The following is a 14027-nucleotide window of genomic DNA, read 5'->3' on the forward strand; positions in this document are numbered from 1 at the left end:
GTCCCCAGTCCAAGCAGAGGGGTCCGACAGCCTTAGCGATCCAACTCTACGAAACGACCGGCCCGCGCGGAACATCGGACACTGAAAATCATCCAAACGGCGTACTTTTCACGCCCTGCGACGACATTCCCGCGGACTGCAAAGACAATAGTGCGGCACCGAGGCCGCCCCCTGATTATCGGGGCGGCCGCAGTGCCGATCGCAGGCAGTCTTCCTGGCTATTTGGCCCGGCGCTGGCTTTCGCGCTGCTGGCTGAGCACCTCGACAAATTCCCGGTCGAGATCGACGATGCCGGTCCCGGCCACCGGTCCGGCGGACGCAGCCGACGCAGGCGCCGGCGACTCCACCGCAGTCCCTGCGGACGGGCCGCCGTCGTCGACTTTGGCGGCGTTGACTTTGGCGGAGGGGGTGGCGATATCCACGGTGCGCCGCAGCGGCTCCTCCTTGATGAAGAGGATGGCCACCAGGGCGACGAGGCCGACGATCGCGGAGACCATAAAGATCTGGGCGGTGGCGTCACCGTAGGCGGCCCGCATGATCTCGCGGACCGGCTCCGGCAGGTCCTTGAGGTCCATGCTGGACCCGGATCCGCCCCCGGCGGGAATCCCGGCGGCGGCAAGGCCCTCGGTGGCGAGTTCCTTGACCCGGTTGCCCATGATGGCACCGAGCACGGAGACGCCGATGGCGCCGCCGACCGACCGGAAGAACGCGACCGAGGCGCTGGCGGTTCCGATGTCGCTGGCCCGCACGGTGTTCTGCACCGCCAGGACGAGGTTCTGCATCAGCAGGCCCAGGCCGAGGCCCAGGACCGCGGTGTAGATGCCGGTCTGCCAGAGTTCGGTGGTGTGATCGATGGTTCCGGTCATTCCGAGGCCGCTGATCAGCAGGATTGAGCCCGCGACCAGGTACCGCTTCCACTTTCCAGTCCGGCTGATCAGCTGTCCGGAAACCACGGAGCCGATCAGGTTGCCGGCGATCATCGGCAGCGTCAGGAGCCCCGCTTCGGTCGGTGATGCGCCGCGTGCCACCTGGAAGTACTGGCCAAGGAAGGCGGAGGAACCGAACATCCCGACGCCGACGGCGATCGAGGCAAGGATGGCGAGGGCGGTGGTGCGCTGCGAGATGATCTTCAGCGGAATGATCGGCTGCGAGACCTTGGATTCGACCAGGACCAACAGGGCCAGCAGGGCGATGCCGCCACCCACCATGGCCGCGGTCTGCCAGGACCACCAGTCGTAGTAGTCCGGGTTGCCGGCGAAGGACACCCAGATCAGCAGCAGGCTCACGCCGGAGGTCAGCAGAATGGAGCCGAGCCAGTCGATCTTGGCAGGGCGCCGGACGTGCGGCAGCTTCAGGGTGACTTGCAGCAGGATGAGCGCGACGATGGCCAGCGGAACGCAGACGAAGAAGGTCCAGCGCCAGCCCAGCGGGCTGTCCACGATGAAGCCGCCGAGCAGCGGGCCGCCGGCGGTCCCCACGGCCATCACGGCGCCCATGTAACCGGAGTACTTGCCGCGGTCGCGGGGCGGGATGATGGAGCCGATGATGGCCATCGCCAGCGCGGTGAGCCCGCCCATGGCGATGCCCTGGATCACGCGGGCGGTCAGCAGCAGCGGGATCGTCTCGGACAGGCCGGCCATGACGGACCCGGCGACGAAGATTACGATGCTGAGCTGGACCAGCACCTTCTTGTTGAAGAGGTCCGCCAGCTTGCCCCAGATGGGGGTGGTCGCCGCGTTGGCCAGCAGGGCCGCGGTGATGACCCAGGCGAAGTCGGTCTGGGTGCCGTTGAGTTCGGACATGATCGTGGGAAGCGCGTTCGCGACGATCGTGCTGCTGATGATCGCGGTGAAGAACGCGGCCAGCAGGCCGGTCAGGGCTTCCATGATCTGGCGGTGGGTCATCACCAACGTTGGTGCGGGGGGCATTTCTGTGGTTGCTGCCATGGGACGCTCCTTAAACAATTTCGGTCGTATTGGGGGATCCGGCCGTCGTTGCCCGGGCCGAGGTCCTGAGGGACTCAGCAAGTTTCTGCAGGGTTTTCGTTGTCTCTTCGACGTCCTGCTCACTCCAGTCCTGCAGGAAGCCCAGGAGTGTCGCGGCGCGCTGGTCCTCGATGGAGCGGAGTTTCCCGATCCCCGAGTCGGAGAGCGCGACCAGCTGCGCCCGCCCGTCCAGGGGGTCAGGCCGGCGGACCACGTAGCCCTGCTCCTCCAGCTCGGCAATGTGCCGGCTGAGGACGGGCGCGCTGACCCCGAGCCGGTCCGCGAGCTGGGTGGCCCGGGCTTCGCCCTCCCCCACGAACCGCAGGACGCCCTGAAGCGCCACGCCGGTGTCCTCCCCGCGAAGCTTGACGGCGGCGACGCAGCGCACAGCACGCTGCAAATCGAAGATCTGGTGGACGAGTTTGGCTGCGGTGTCCGGCTCAACTGCCATGAGGGCCCCTCTTTGCTTGCCTAAGGCAACAATATAGCAGGAAATTAGTTACTTTGGGAAACTAACCCTATTTCCGGGCTTAATTTCCGGGCTTAAATGCCGAGCGCGGACCGGCAGCAGTGCTGCCGGTCCGCGCTCGTGCTCGCGGGGGCGGGGAGGGTGTTGCTCAGGGCTCCACGTGGGTGGGGGCGAACATCCTGAGCAGGGTTTCGACGACGACGACGTTCGGCCCGTGGCCGGCGAAACCGGCCTTGAGGGCGTCCCCGACGTCCTCGGGTGCAACCCGGACGGCCGGAACCCCGAAGGCCTCGGCGAGCTTGACGAAATCAGGACGGGCGAGTTCGGTGGCGGTGGCCTTGCCGAAGGCGCCGACCATGTATTCCCGCAGGATGCCGTAGCCGCCGTCGTCCACTATCAGCCAGGTGACCGGGACGTTGTGCTGCTTGGCAGTGGCCAGTTCGGAGATGGAGTACATCGCCGAGCCGTCGCCGGAGACGGCAAGCACCCGGGCTGAAGCGCCGGACTTGCCGGTGGTTTCCAGGCCGACGGCGCCGCCGATCGCCGCGGGGAAACCGAAGCCGAGTCCGCCGGCACCCTGCGCGGAGTGGAACTGGCCCGCGCGGGCGTCCCAGCAACTCCAGGCCCAGTACGCGGAAATGGTCATGTCCCAGAAGGTCTGCATGCCGGAGGGCACGGCCTCCCTGATGTCCGCCATGAACTTCAGTTCCTTGCCCAGGTCCTGGGATTCCAGCCGGGCCTTAACCTTCGCGAGGGCGTCCTTCACCAGGGTCTCAGGTGGGGTGCCGTGCCAGTCCGCGCGCTTTCGACGCGGCTCCGTCAGGGCGGCACCGAGCGCGGCATCAAGGGCGGCATCAAGGGCTGCGTCCAGGGCGGCGAGCGCCTGGCCGGCGTCGGCCCGGATGCCCAGGCCGGGGCTGTTGGATTCCAGCACGCGCGGTTCCGCATCGATCTGGATGATCCTGCCGCGCGGGGCAAAGGTGAAGTAGTTGGACGTGACTTCCCCGAGCGAGGAGCCGATCACGATCAGGACATCGGCGTCCTCGAGCAGCTCCGTCATGTACTGGTCCTCGATCCAGGACTGCAGCGAGAGCTCGTGGTTCCACGGGAATGCGCCGTTCCCGCCGGGGGTGCAGATGACAGGTGCCCGCAGTTTCTCGGCGATGGAGAGCAGCGACTTTTCGGCCCGGCCGCGGCGGGTGCCGCCGCCGGCAATGATGGCGGGACGTTCTGCCGTCGCGAGCCATTTGACGGCCTCGCGGACCAGTTCCACGCGGGGCGGATTGTCCGCGGCTTCGGCGAGCGCGTCCTCCACCGGCGGCACCATGATGGGATCCAGCAGCACGTTCTGCGGGATTTCCAGCCAGACGGGGCCCTGCGGCGAGGAGATCGCCTCGGTCCAGGCGTCCTGGATGGCGGAGGGGATACCGGAGGCGTGCTGGATCAGCCGCTGGCTCTTGGTGACGTTCGCGGCCGAGGCCTTCTGGTCATCGAGCTGGTGCAGCATGCCCTTGCGGCGGGCACCGAGTCCTTCCAGTGGGATCTGGCTCGCGACGACCACCATGGGAACGCCGGTGGCATAGGCCTCCTGCAGGCCGGCCAGGGAGGTCAGCGCGCCGGGGCCGGTGGAGAGGAACAGGACACCGACCTCGCCGGTGGCCCGGGAATAACCGTCCGCGGCGAAGGCCGAGTTGTTCTCCACCCGCGAGGAGACAAAATGCAGGTTTCCGCGGCCCATGGCGTCAAAGAGACCCAGCGCATGCTGGCCCGGGATGCCGAATACGGTCTTGGCGCCGAGCGCTTCGAGGGTTTCGACGACGAGGTCGCCGCCGTTACGCACACCAGTCACTGGGTGGCTCCGTTCCCGGCGCCCCGGCCCGCCGGAGCCGGGAAGCCAGCCGGCGTCGCGAAACCAGCCGGAGCCGCGAAGCCGGCCGGGCGGCGGGATTCCTGGCCGAGGGCCTGAACCGCGTACCCGCTGGGCGTGCCGAAACGGTCGCCATCAACCGCGCGGTCCGCCATCAGGGTGACGAGTTCATAGGCCACGTGGCTGGCGGCGACGCCGGTGATGTCCGCGTGGTCGTACGCGGGGGCTACCTCGACCACGTCGGCGCCGACCAGGTTCATGCCGCGGAAGCCGCGGATGATTTCCAGCAGCTCGCGGCTGGTGATGCCGCCCGCCTCCGGGGTTCCGGTGCCGGGCGCGTGGGCGGGATCCAGCACGTCGATGTCGACGGAGATGTAGAGCGGGCGGTTGCCGATCCGGTCGCGGACCTTGGCGACGGTTTCCAGCACGCCCTGGTAGTAGACGTCGGCGGAGGTGACGATGCCGAAGCCGAAGCGGTGGTCGTCGTCGAGGTCCTTCTTGCCGTAGAGCGGGCCGCGGGTGCCGATGTGGCTGATCGCCTCGGTGTCCAGGATGCCTTCCTCGACGGCGCGGCGGAACGGGGTGCCGTGGGTATATTCCGCGCCGAAGTAGGTGTCCCAGGTGTCCAGGTGCGCGTCGAAGTGGAGCATGGCAATGGGCTGGCCGGCGCGTTCGGCGGCGGCGCGGAGCAGCGGCAACGCGATGGTGTGGTCCCCGCCGAGGGTCAGCAGCTTGCTGCCCGAGGCGGTCAGGTCCAGGGCGTTCTGCTGGATGGTCTCGATCGCTTCATGGATATTGAAGGGGTTGACCGCCATATCGCCGGCGTCGGCCACCTGGATGTTTTCGAAGGGGCTGACGTCCCACGCCGGGTTGTACGGGCGCAGCAGCCGGCTGGCCTCGCGGATGTGGTTGGACCCGAAGCGGGCGCCGGGCCGGTACGAGACGCCCGAGTCGAACGGCACGCCGACAACCGTGACGTCGGCCTTGGCGACCTGGTCCAGCCGCGGCAGGCGCGCATAGGTGGCGGCTCCCGCGTAGCGCGGAATGCGGGATGAATCAATGGGGCCAAGGTTGCCATTGGCCTCGATGCGCAGCTCTTCCAAAAGAAAGCCTCTCCTTCGAGGATTGACCGACGGGTGTGACAGCCATCATACACTCGAAGTTTCGTATTGCGCATCAATTGTTTACCAGCTGACCCTCCCTGGCCCCACCGATGGATCCTCAGGCGATTGCAGAGGCGCCCCGCTCCCCCGTCCGCACGCGGACGGCGTCGCGCACCTCGAAGGTCCAGATCTTGCCGTCCCCGAAGCTTCCTGTGCGGGCCGCCGCCATAATGGCGTCCATCACGGCGTCGAGCACATCCTCGTTGACCAGCACCTCAACCCTGACCTTAGGCAGGAGGTCCGAGGTGTACTCGGCGCCCCGGTACACCTCCACGTGGCCGCGTTGCCGGCCGTAGCCGCTGGCCGGACTGACGGTCAGGCCGTTGACGCCCAGTTCCTCCAGGGCCGCGCTGACGGCGTCGACGCGTTCCGGCCGCACGATCGCAGTGACGAGCTTCATGTGGACACCTTGCCGCGGCTGCGCTCGCCCTCCTGCTGGCTCTCGGCGGCCACTGCGTCAGCATCGGCCTTGCCGTGCGGATCCCCCGGGTGGAAGCTGCCGCCGACCATCAGGAGTTCGTAGGCTGTCTCGGCATGTTCGGTCACGTCGATGCCGTTGAGTTCGTCGGCTTCGGAGACCCTCATGCCCATGGTCTTGTGGATGATGAAGGCGATCAGCGTGGTCATCAGGCCACTCCACAATGTGATGATGAGCGCGGTGAGCAGCTGCGGCCAGAACTGGGCCATGCCTCCGCCGTAGAACAGGCCGCCCTCCGTTTTGGCCGAGGGGAGGGCGAAGAAGCCCAGTGACAGGGTGCCCCACAGGCCGCCGACGAAGTGGACGGCCACCACGTCCAGGGAGTCATCCAGTCCGATCTTGAATTTCAGTCCCACGGCGAGCGCGCAGACCGCGCCCGCCACGACGCCGATCGCGATGGCGCCGATGGGGTCGACAAATCCGCAGGCCGGGGTCACGGCCACGAGCCCGGCCACTGCGCCCGAGGCGGCGCCCAGGGAGGTGGCGTGCCCGTCGCGGAGCCGCTCGATGAGCAGCCAGCCAAGCAGCGCGGCACACGTTGCGAGCAGCGTGTTGGTCCAGGCCAGGGCCGCCGTGGCGTCGGCCGCCAGTTCGGAGCCGGCGTTAAACCCGAACCAGCCGAACCACAGCAGCCCCGCCCCGAGCATCACGAACGGCAGGTTGTGCGGGCGGATGTTCGGGTCCTTCATAAAGCCCAGCCGCTTGCCAAGGACCACCGCCAGCATGAGGCCGGCAATACCGGCGTTCATGTGCACCACGGTTCCGCCGGCGAAGTCGAGGGCCGAGATCTTGCTCCCGATGACGCCGTCGGCCCCGAAGATGCCGCCGCCCCAGACCCAATGGGCAATGGGGGCGTAAACGAGGGTGACCCACAAGGCGGCGAAGAGCAGCCAGGGTCCAAACCGGACGCGTTCAGCGACGGCACCGCTGATCAGGGCTACGGTAATAATGGCAAAGGTGGCCTGGAATCCGATGAACACCATGTCAGGCAGGCCGGCGGCCTTGGTGCCGATAGTGCTGGTCAGCCCGCTCAGGCCGAAATTGGCAAAGGGGTCGCCGATCAATCCGTTGAGTGAGTCGGGCCCGAACGCCATGCCGTAGCCCCACAGGGCCCAGACGACTCCCACCACGCCCATGGCGCCGAAGCTCATCATCATGATATTCAGGACGGATTTCATCCGGACGAGGCCGCCGTAGAAGAAGGCCAGACCGGGAGTCATCAAGAGAACCAGCGCGGATGCCGCCAGCATCCATGCCGTCGCACCAGGGTCGAGCGCCTGGGGATCAACTTCCATTGCTACTGCAAGCACAGCCATGTTCATTGTGGGAGCCTTCCTTGAGTGCCGGCGCTCCAAAGGCGCCGGATCGGCGAGACCGTTACTTATGTCGGCACAGTTGCCCGTCCCTCCCCCGTTGCCGACGCTACCGGGGGCGTGTTTCAGGCGGGCTGTGCCGGTATTGCGGCCACGTAACAAGGGAAGCGCCAAAGCTAAATCGGTGTTTCGGCGACGTTAACAGCGTGTGACGTACATCTCACATGGCTCGCGGCCCGGCACCGGGGCGCGCAGGCCCGCGGCCCGGCCATGGCCGGGCCGTAGCCCTAGCCGTAGCCCTAGACACCGGGCCCTAGCGGCTCGCGGCGGGGACCAGCACCCAGAGGACCTCGACGGCTTCGTCCGTCGGATTCACCCAGGTGTGCGGCTCACGGCCCGGGAAGGTCACGGTGTCCCCCGCGTGCAGCACAAATTCCTCGTTCGTGAGGATCAGCCGGATGCTGCCGTTGACGACGTGCAGCACGTCGACGTCGCAGTCCACCGCGTACAGTTCCGATTCGCCGCGGCCGCGGGGCTCGATCACGGCCTGGATGATCTGCACCCGGCGCTCGGAGCGCGCGGTCAGCAGCCGCTCCACAATCCCTTCGCCGCCGAGCGAGATCCGCGGGCCCTCGTTCTTTTTGGTTAGATGCGTTTCCGGTGCGGCAAAGAGATCGCCAATCGAGATGGAGAGCACCTGGCAGAGCGTCACGAGGGAAGCGACCGAGGGTGAGGTGAGGTCGCGCTCCACCCGGCTGAGGAAGCCCTTGGTCAGCCCGGTGGCATCGGCAACCTGCTCGATGGTGAGCCGCTGCGACTGCCGCGCGGCGCGGATCCGGGAACCGATGGCAACGGGAACGTTGCTCGGTTCAACTGGTAGAGCCTTCATTTAGGAACCTTTCACGGCCGGCCGCTCGGCCCCATCATTGGAGCAATACTAGCGGGACGGCATCCCCCGGCGGCCTGATCCCCCCGCGACGCGTCATACGCCTTGACTGTTACGCGGATCACACCTAGTGTTTGGCAACAAGTGTTGCCTATAGGGCAATAGCGACCGCCGAACCGCGGTGGTGTTACCCGGCCACGGGACACTTCCGCAGGCACCCCGTCTCCGTACCCGTCAAGAAGCACCCGATCGCCGCCGCCCTGTGGCGTGCCGGCCGGTTCAGCCCTGCTTCGAACAGCTCCGAGGAGCCCTTAATGGACGCAAGTTTCGTCAACATCGCCATTGTGGTGGTGTACCTGGTCGCCATGCTGGCGTTTGGCTGGTGGGGCAAGTCCCGCACCAAGAACAACAGCGACTTCCTGGTGGCCGGCCGCCGCCTCGGCCCGTTCCTCTATACCGGAACCATGGCCGCCGTCGTGCTCGGTGGCGCCTCCACCGTCGGCGGCGTCGGCCTCGGCTACAAGTTCGGCATCTCCGGCATGTGGCTCGTGGTCGCGATCGGCGCCGGCGTGCTGCTGCTCAGCCTGCTCTTCGCCAGCACCATCCAGAAACTCAGGATCTACACGGTCTCCCAGATGCTGAGCCTGCGGTACGGCAGCCACGCCACCCAGACCTCGGGCATCGTGATGCTCGCCTACACGCTGATGCTCTGCGCCACATCCACCGGCGCCTACGCCACCATCTTCGTGGTGCTCTTCGGCTGGGACCGTGCCCTCGCCATCGCCATCGGCGGCGCGATCGTCCTGGTCTATTCGACCATCGGCGGCATGTGGTCCATCACCCTGGCCGACCAGGTCCAGTTCGTCATCAAGACGGTCGGGATCTTCTTCTTGATGCTGCCGCTGACGCTCAACGCCGCTGGCGGCTTCGAGGGGATCCGCGCCCGCGTGGACGCCAGCTTCTTCCAGATTGACGGCATCGGCATCCAGACGATCATCACCTACTTCGTCGTCTACACCCTGGGCCTGCTGATCGGCCAGGATATCTGGCAGCGCGTTTTCACCGCCAAGACGCCCACGGTCGCACGCTGGGGCGGTGCCACGGCCGGCATCTACTGCATCCTTTACGGTGCGGCCGGCGCCCTGATCGGCCTCGGCGCCCGCGTCGCCCTGCCGGCCATCGACGTCAAGGCCCTCGGCAAGGACGTTGTCTACGCCGAGGTCGCCACCAACCTGCTGCCGATCGGCATCGGCGGCCTGGTGCTCGCCGCGGCCGTTGCCGCCATGATGTCCACGGCCTCCGGCGCCCTGATCGCCGCCGCCACGGTGGCCCGCGCCGACGTCCTGCCGTTCGTTGCCGGCTGGTTCGGCAAGAACATCAACACCGACGACACGGACAACCCGGAGCACGACGTCAAGGCCAACCGCATGTGGGTCCTGGGCCTCGGCATCGTGGCGATCGTGATCGCCATCATCACCAAGGACGTCGTCGCCGCCCTGACCATCGCGTACGACATCCTCGTTGGCGGACTCCTGGTCGCCATCCTCGGCGGCCTGGCCTGGAAGCGCGGCACCGGCGTCGCCGCGGCTGCCTCCATGGCCGTGGGCTCGGTCATCACGCTGGGCACCATGATCTTCCTGGAGATCAACGCCGAGGTCCCGCTGGACGGCATCTACGCCAACGAACCGATCTACTACGGCCTGCTGGCCTCCGCAGCCGTCTACATTGCGGTGTCGCTGCTGACCAGGCCGACGGATCCGGCGGTCATGGCCAACTGGCACCGCCGGGTGGCCGGCGGTGCGGCCGAGGAAGAACAGGTCCCCGTCCTGACGCACTAGGGCCCGGACGCGCCAGTTCCGGACGCGCCAGTTCCGGACGGACCAGGCCCCGGAGCCAGGAACGTCCTGACGCACCAAGGTCCGGATTGCGTATTAAAGTTCGACGGCGGCGCTCCCCTTCCGGGGGCGCCGCCGTCGGACGTTCAAGCCACCGGGGGCATCATTCGTTTTCCTCCGGCTCAAGGAATTCTTCCCCTTCCAGAGGCACTACCGGCGTCTCGTCGCCCAGGAAGTCCTCCTCCTCGAGGGGAACGAGCCGATCGGCCTCTTCCAACAGCTCGTCCTCCTCGCTCTCCTCGCCATCACTCACGGGCGCATCCTCGGCGAAGTCGTACGCGGGGTCGGACTCGAGGGAATCCCGGGCCGGCTGGATTGGACTTGAGCCGATGTTGTCCATGATGCAACCTCCGTGTGACTGGGGTGGCGGCAAGGGCCCCGGAGAGCCCGCCCTGGGTTTCATTCGAACACCGGGAACCCGGACGGTCAAGGGCTCCCGTCGAGCCGGATCCCGACAGCCTCGAAAGGCCCTGCGGCGCGGGCCCTTTTTACGGTCCGCCTAAACTCTCTACTAAGGATCGCCAGCCGAAAATCCGCGGAAATACGGGGTACGCTGAATACGCAATGGGGCCGAACCATGCCCTTTTCAAGCCCAGGAGCTTCCGTGTCCCAGCACGCCACATCTGACCCGTTCAACCCAGAACCCCACCACGAATCCCGCCACGAGGTACCGGCCGCAACACCCGGCCCCTCAGCAACGCCCGCCGCAACGGCGGGAGATGCAACACCGCCCGCCGCAGCGCCGGGAGATGCAAAGCCCAGCCCCGCGGACATCAAGCGGTGGCGGCAATACCTCGCCGACGAACGGGCCGAAGCCTCCGTCTACCGCGACCTGGCCCAAAACCGCCGGGGCGAGGAACGCCAGATCCTGCTTGCCCTGGCTGAAGCCGAAGGCCGCCACGAGGCGCACTGGCTCCAGCTGCTCGGCGGGCACGCCGGCCGGCCCCGCCCCGCCTCGCTCCGCAGCCAACTGCTGGGCTTCCTGGCCCGCCACTTCGGCTCGGTCTTTGTCCTGGCCCTCGCCCAGCGGGCCGAAAGCCGTTCGCCGTACGCCAACGACCCCTCGGCCACCCCGGCCATGGTCGCCGACGAACAGATCCACGAGGAAGTCGTCCGCGGGCTCGCGACCCGGGGCCGCAACCGGCTGGCCGGCACCTTCCGTGCGGCCGTCTTCGGCGCCAACGACGGGCTGGTCAGCAACCTTTCCCTCGTCATGGGCATGGCCGCCTCCGGTGTGGGCAGTTCCGTGGTCCTGCTCAGCGGTGTCGCCGGGCTCCTGGCCGGGGCGCTGTCCATGGGGGCCGGCGAGTTCATTTCCGTACGCTCGCAACGCGAACTCCTGGCCGCGACCCGCCCCACCCAGATCACGTTGGCCGCCGCACCCTCGCTGGACATCGAGCACAACGAACTCCTGCTGGTCTATCTGGCCCGCGGCATGTCGCGGGAGGCTGCCGAACACCGCGTCGCGGAGCGGATGGGCCTGCTCGACTGCGACTGCGACCCCAGCCTTTCGCTGCAGCCGGAGCTGCCGGAGGCCCGCGACGAGCACGAAGCGGTCGGCACCGCCTGGAGCGCGGCGGCGTCGAGCTTCTGCTTCTTCGCCTCCGGCGCGATCGTGCCGATCCTGCCCTTCGTCCTGGGCATGACCGGCGTCGCGGCCCTCGCCGTGTCCGCTGTCCTGGTGGGCCTGGCGCTGCTGTTCACCGGCGGCGTCGTCGGCCTCCTCTCCGGCACCTCGCCCACCTCCCGCGGCCTCCGCCAGCTGGCCATCGGCATGGGCGCCGCCGGCGTGACGTACCTGCTGGGCATGGCCTTCGGCGCCGTGGTCTCTTAGTGGACGGTCCTGAGTTCCGGGACCGGACACCGCGGCACAGCCGTTCACGCACCACGTGGCGGATCATCCGGGGCCTCGCCACGGCAGCCCTGATTGCCGGCGCCGCGTTCCTGGCGGCCGGCTTCATCTACGGGGATCCGCGATTCGCCGGGCTCTTCGAGGTCAGCCGCGGAACCGGGCCGGGCAGGTCGATGGCGGGGCAGGCAGGCCAGCCGGCCCAGCCCGGGCAGCCTGCGGCGGCTGAAGCCGTGCGGACCGACACTCCCCCGCCCGGACTGCAGGAGCAGGACGAGCCGCTGGGCCGCCCGCAGAAACCGGCCCTTTCCAGCAGCTCATACAAGTTCCTGGCCATGAACGACGACGGCACCCCGGTGGGCTACTCGCCCTGCCGGCCGCTGCATTTTGTGGTGAACGCGGCAGTCGCCCCGGAGGGCGCCGAACGCCTGGTTGACGACGCGATCAGGACCGTGTCCCGGGCGACCGGCATCAAATTCGTCAACGACGGGCCCACCGCCGAGCAGCCCTCGCAGTCCCGCGTCCCCTACCAGCAGGACGTCTACGGCGAACGCTGGGCGCCGCTGCTGATCGCTTGGACTACCCCGGAGCAGGCCCCGCAGCTCAAGGGCCCGGTGATCGGCACCGGCGGCAGCACCCACTTCAGCTTCGGCGCCGGACCCAAAAGCTTTGTCACCGGCAGCCTGGAACTCGACGCTCCGCAGATCGCCGAGGACCTCAACCGGCGGGACGGAGCCGCGTATGCCACCGCGGTGATCCTGCACGAACTCGGCCATGTCATGGGGCTGGAGCATGTGGACGACCCGACGCAGCTGATGTACCCCGAGATCGGTGCCCCGGACGGCCTGGCCGCCGGCGATCTGAACGGCCTGTACGAGCTGGGCAAGGCGCACTGCCGCAAGGACCTGTGAGCGCCTAACGGTCCAGGACGGCGAGCGCCTCCTCCACCGTGTCCACCAGGAAGATCCGGCTCTCCATCCCCCGCCCCGCGGCGAGGCTCTGCAGCAGGGGCCAGGCCGGGTAGCGCCGCAGCCAGTGTTCCAGTCCCACCAGCACCATCGGCATGATGGTTTCCGGGGTGCCGTAGTAGTTCTCGCAGGCATCCTGGAAAATCTCCTGCACGGTGCCTCCGGATCCCGGCAGGAAGACAATGCCGCCGTTGCATAGCTCCAGCAGGATGGCCTCGCGGATGGCGTTCGCGAAGTACTTGGCAATGTGGGTGGCGAAGAAGTTCGGCGGCTCGTGCCCGTAGAACCAGGTGGGGATCCCCAGTGACGGCGTGCCCTCCGGATGGCGTTCGACGACGGCGGCGGCAGTACGCGTCCACGCCGAAACAGAGGGCCTGAAGCCGGGAACCGCGGCGAGGTCGTCGAGTGCCCGCCGGAAATCCTGCTCTGGGGCGTCACTCAGGTAGGCGCCGAGGTTGGCAGCCTCCATCGTGCCGGGACCGCCGCCGGTGGCAACCACCCGGCCGTCCCGGGCCAGCAGCCGCCCCAGCAGCGCGGCCTCCTCGAAAACACCGGAACCGCGCCGCGCCGCGTGCCCGCCCATCACGCCCACCATGGTCCGGCCCACGCAGAGTTCGGAGCGGGTCAGCTCCTCGAGGGCATCGCCGATCGAGTGGTCGTGCAGGGCCGCGGCCAGGGTCGCGTCCAGGCGGTGGCGCTGTCCCGGCTGGATGCTCCACTGGTACACCCTGGCGTCCAGGGTGTCCTCATAGCGTGATTCGCCGATCCCCTCGTAAAGCTCCTGCGGGGTGTATAGCCGTGCGCGGTACGGATTGAACGGCACCGCCGCAAGCTTGGGGAAAATGAGGGCGCCGCGGCTGCGCAGCGCATCCTCCACGCCGTCGTCAAAGGTGCAGCCGAGGAAGATCCCGCCCTGCGCGTTCATGGCCTTGAGCTGTGCTGTGCGTCCGCGCAGGTCCAGCGACTGGGCATGCCAGCCCTGCATCGTCCTGGCCCCGGCCGCGACCAGCCGGTCGAAGCTGTCCAGGCTTTCGACCTCCAGTGTTCGCGGGCTCGGGTGCAGGCTGCGGGCGGCGTTCATAGGGCCAGCCTAATGGGGGCGCAGCTGCAGGTCCCTGCAAGGTCATCGGCTCCGCCGCGGCAGGCACAGGGGC

The 14027-nt window shown here is 67.8% G+C and carries 12 protein-coding genes; 3 read left to right on the forward strand and 9 right to left on the reverse strand.

Going from position 1 to position 14027, the window contains the following annotated elements; all coding sequences use genetic code 11:
- Nucleotides 1–218: 218 nt before the first annotated feature.
- From QCD75_RS00170 to QCD75_RS00200, 7 genes are all read right to left on the reverse strand, one after another.
- Nucleotides 219–1946: an MFS transporter gene (locus tag QCD75_RS00170; RefSeq protein WP_301224486.1), complete on the reverse strand. Its 1728-nt coding sequence runs from the start codon at nt 1944–1946 to the stop codon at nt 219–221.
- A gap of 10 nt (nt 1947–1956) precedes the next feature.
- Entirely contained in the window at nt 1957–2436 is a 480-nt protein-coding gene (locus QCD75_RS00175; RefSeq protein ID WP_301224488.1) for a MarR family winged helix-turn-helix transcriptional regulator, read from the reverse strand.
- Between the two features lie 166 nt (nt 2437–2602).
- Nucleotides 2603–4303 (reverse strand): thiamine pyrophosphate-binding protein, encoded by a 1701-nt coding sequence (locus QCD75_RS00180; RefSeq protein ID WP_301224490.1) that lies wholly within the window; start codon nt 4301–4303, stop codon nt 2603–2605.
- Nucleotides 4300–5424 carry an agmatinase gene (speB, locus tag QCD75_RS00185; protein ID WP_301224492.1) on the reverse strand — a complete coding sequence of 375 codons (1125 nt, stop codon included), beginning with the start codon at nt 5422–5424 and terminating at the stop codon, nt 4300–4302. Before speB ends, QCD75_RS00180 begins: the two co-directional genes overlap by 4 nt.
- 118 nt (nt 5425–5542) lie before the next feature.
- Nucleotides 5543–5884 (reverse strand): P-II family nitrogen regulator, encoded by a 342-nt coding sequence (locus tag QCD75_RS00190; RefSeq protein ID WP_301224494.1) that lies wholly within the window; start codon nt 5882–5884, stop codon nt 5543–5545.
- Nucleotides 5881–7284: an ammonium transporter gene (locus QCD75_RS00195; RefSeq protein ID WP_301224496.1), complete on the reverse strand. Its 1404-nt coding sequence runs from the start codon at nt 7282–7284 to the stop codon at nt 5881–5883. The genes QCD75_RS00190 and QCD75_RS00195 overlap by 4 nt, the downstream gene beginning before the upstream one ends.
- Before the next feature lie 304 nt (nt 7285–7588).
- Nucleotides 7589–8164 (reverse strand): helix-turn-helix domain-containing protein, encoded by a 576-nt coding sequence (locus tag QCD75_RS00200; protein WP_301224498.1) that lies wholly within the window; start codon nt 8162–8164, stop codon nt 7589–7591.
- 311 nt (nt 8165–8475) lie between these two features.
- On the opposite strand from QCD75_RS00200, the gene QCD75_RS00205 reads away from it, so the two are divergent.
- Nucleotides 8476–9999 carry a sodium:solute symporter gene (locus QCD75_RS00205; RefSeq protein WP_301224500.1) on the forward strand — a complete coding sequence of 508 codons (1524 nt, stop codon included), beginning with the start codon at nt 8476–8478 and terminating at the stop codon, nt 9997–9999.
- 160 nt (nt 10000–10159) lie between these two features.
- On the opposite strand, the gene QCD75_RS00210 is transcribed toward QCD75_RS00205, so the two are convergent.
- Complete coding sequence (locus QCD75_RS00210; RefSeq protein WP_301224502.1) at nt 10160–10396, reverse strand: hypothetical protein; 237 nt, start codon at nt 10394–10396, stop codon at nt 10160–10162.
- Between the two features lie 264 nt (nt 10397–10660).
- Between QCD75_RS00210 and QCD75_RS00215 the strand changes: the two genes are divergently transcribed.
- Nucleotides 10661–11890 carry a VIT1/CCC1 transporter family protein gene (locus QCD75_RS00215; RefSeq protein WP_301224504.1) on the forward strand — a complete coding sequence of 410 codons (1230 nt, stop codon included), beginning with the start codon at nt 10661–10663 and terminating at the stop codon, nt 11888–11890.
- Nucleotides 11890–12816, forward strand: coding sequence for a matrixin family metalloprotease (locus tag QCD75_RS00220; RefSeq protein WP_301224506.1), 927 nt, complete (start codon nt 11890–11892; stop codon nt 12814–12816). The genes QCD75_RS00215 and QCD75_RS00220 overlap by 1 nt, the downstream gene beginning before the upstream one ends.
- A 4-nt stretch (nt 12817–12820) precedes the next feature.
- Here the strand turns inward: QCD75_RS00220 and QCD75_RS00225 are convergent, their stop codons facing one another.
- The gene (locus QCD75_RS00225; protein WP_301224508.1) at nt 12821–13954 is read right to left on the reverse strand and encodes an LOG family protein; all 1134 of its coding nucleotides are present in this window, start codon (nt 13952–13954) and stop codon (nt 12821–12823) included.
- Between the last annotated feature and the right edge of the window lie 73 nt (nt 13955–14027).

It is taken from the genome of Arthrobacter sp. PsM3 (genome assembly GCF_030433895.1).
Taxonomy (GTDB): Bacteria; Actinomycetota; Actinomycetes; order Actinomycetales; family Micrococcaceae; genus Arthrobacter.

Excerpts from the sequence above, each read along its gene's own strand:
- QCD75_RS00170 (WP_301224486.1), bottom strand. The coding sequence starts at position 1,946 with ATGGCAGCAACCACAGAAATGCCCCCCGCACCAACGTTGGTGATGACC.
- QCD75_RS00175 (WP_301224488.1), bottom strand. The coding sequence starts at position 2,436 with ATGGCAGTTGAGCCGGACACCGCAGCCAAACTCGTCCACCAGATCTTC.
- QCD75_RS00190 (WP_301224494.1), bottom strand. The coding sequence starts at position 5,884 with ATGAAGCTCGTCACTGCGATCGTGCGGCCGGAACGCGTCGACGCCGTC.
- QCD75_RS00195 (WP_301224496.1), bottom strand. The coding sequence starts at position 7,284 with ATGAACATGGCTGTGCTTGCAGTAGCAATGGAAGTTGATCCCCAGGCG.
- QCD75_RS00200 (WP_301224498.1), bottom strand. The coding sequence starts at position 8,164 with ATGAAGGCTCTACCAGTTGAACCGAGCAACGTTCCCGTTGCCATCGGT.
- QCD75_RS00205 (WP_301224500.1), top strand. The coding sequence starts at position 8,476 with ATGGACGCAAGTTTCGTCAACATCGCCATTGTGGTGGTGTACCTGGTC.
- QCD75_RS00210 (WP_301224502.1), bottom strand. The coding sequence starts at position 10,396 with ATGGACAACATCGGCTCAAGTCCAATCCAGCCGGCCCGGGATTCCCTC.
- QCD75_RS00225 (WP_301224508.1), bottom strand. The coding sequence starts at position 13,954 with ATGAACGCCGCCCGCAGCCTGCACCCGAGCCCGCGAACACTGGAGGTC.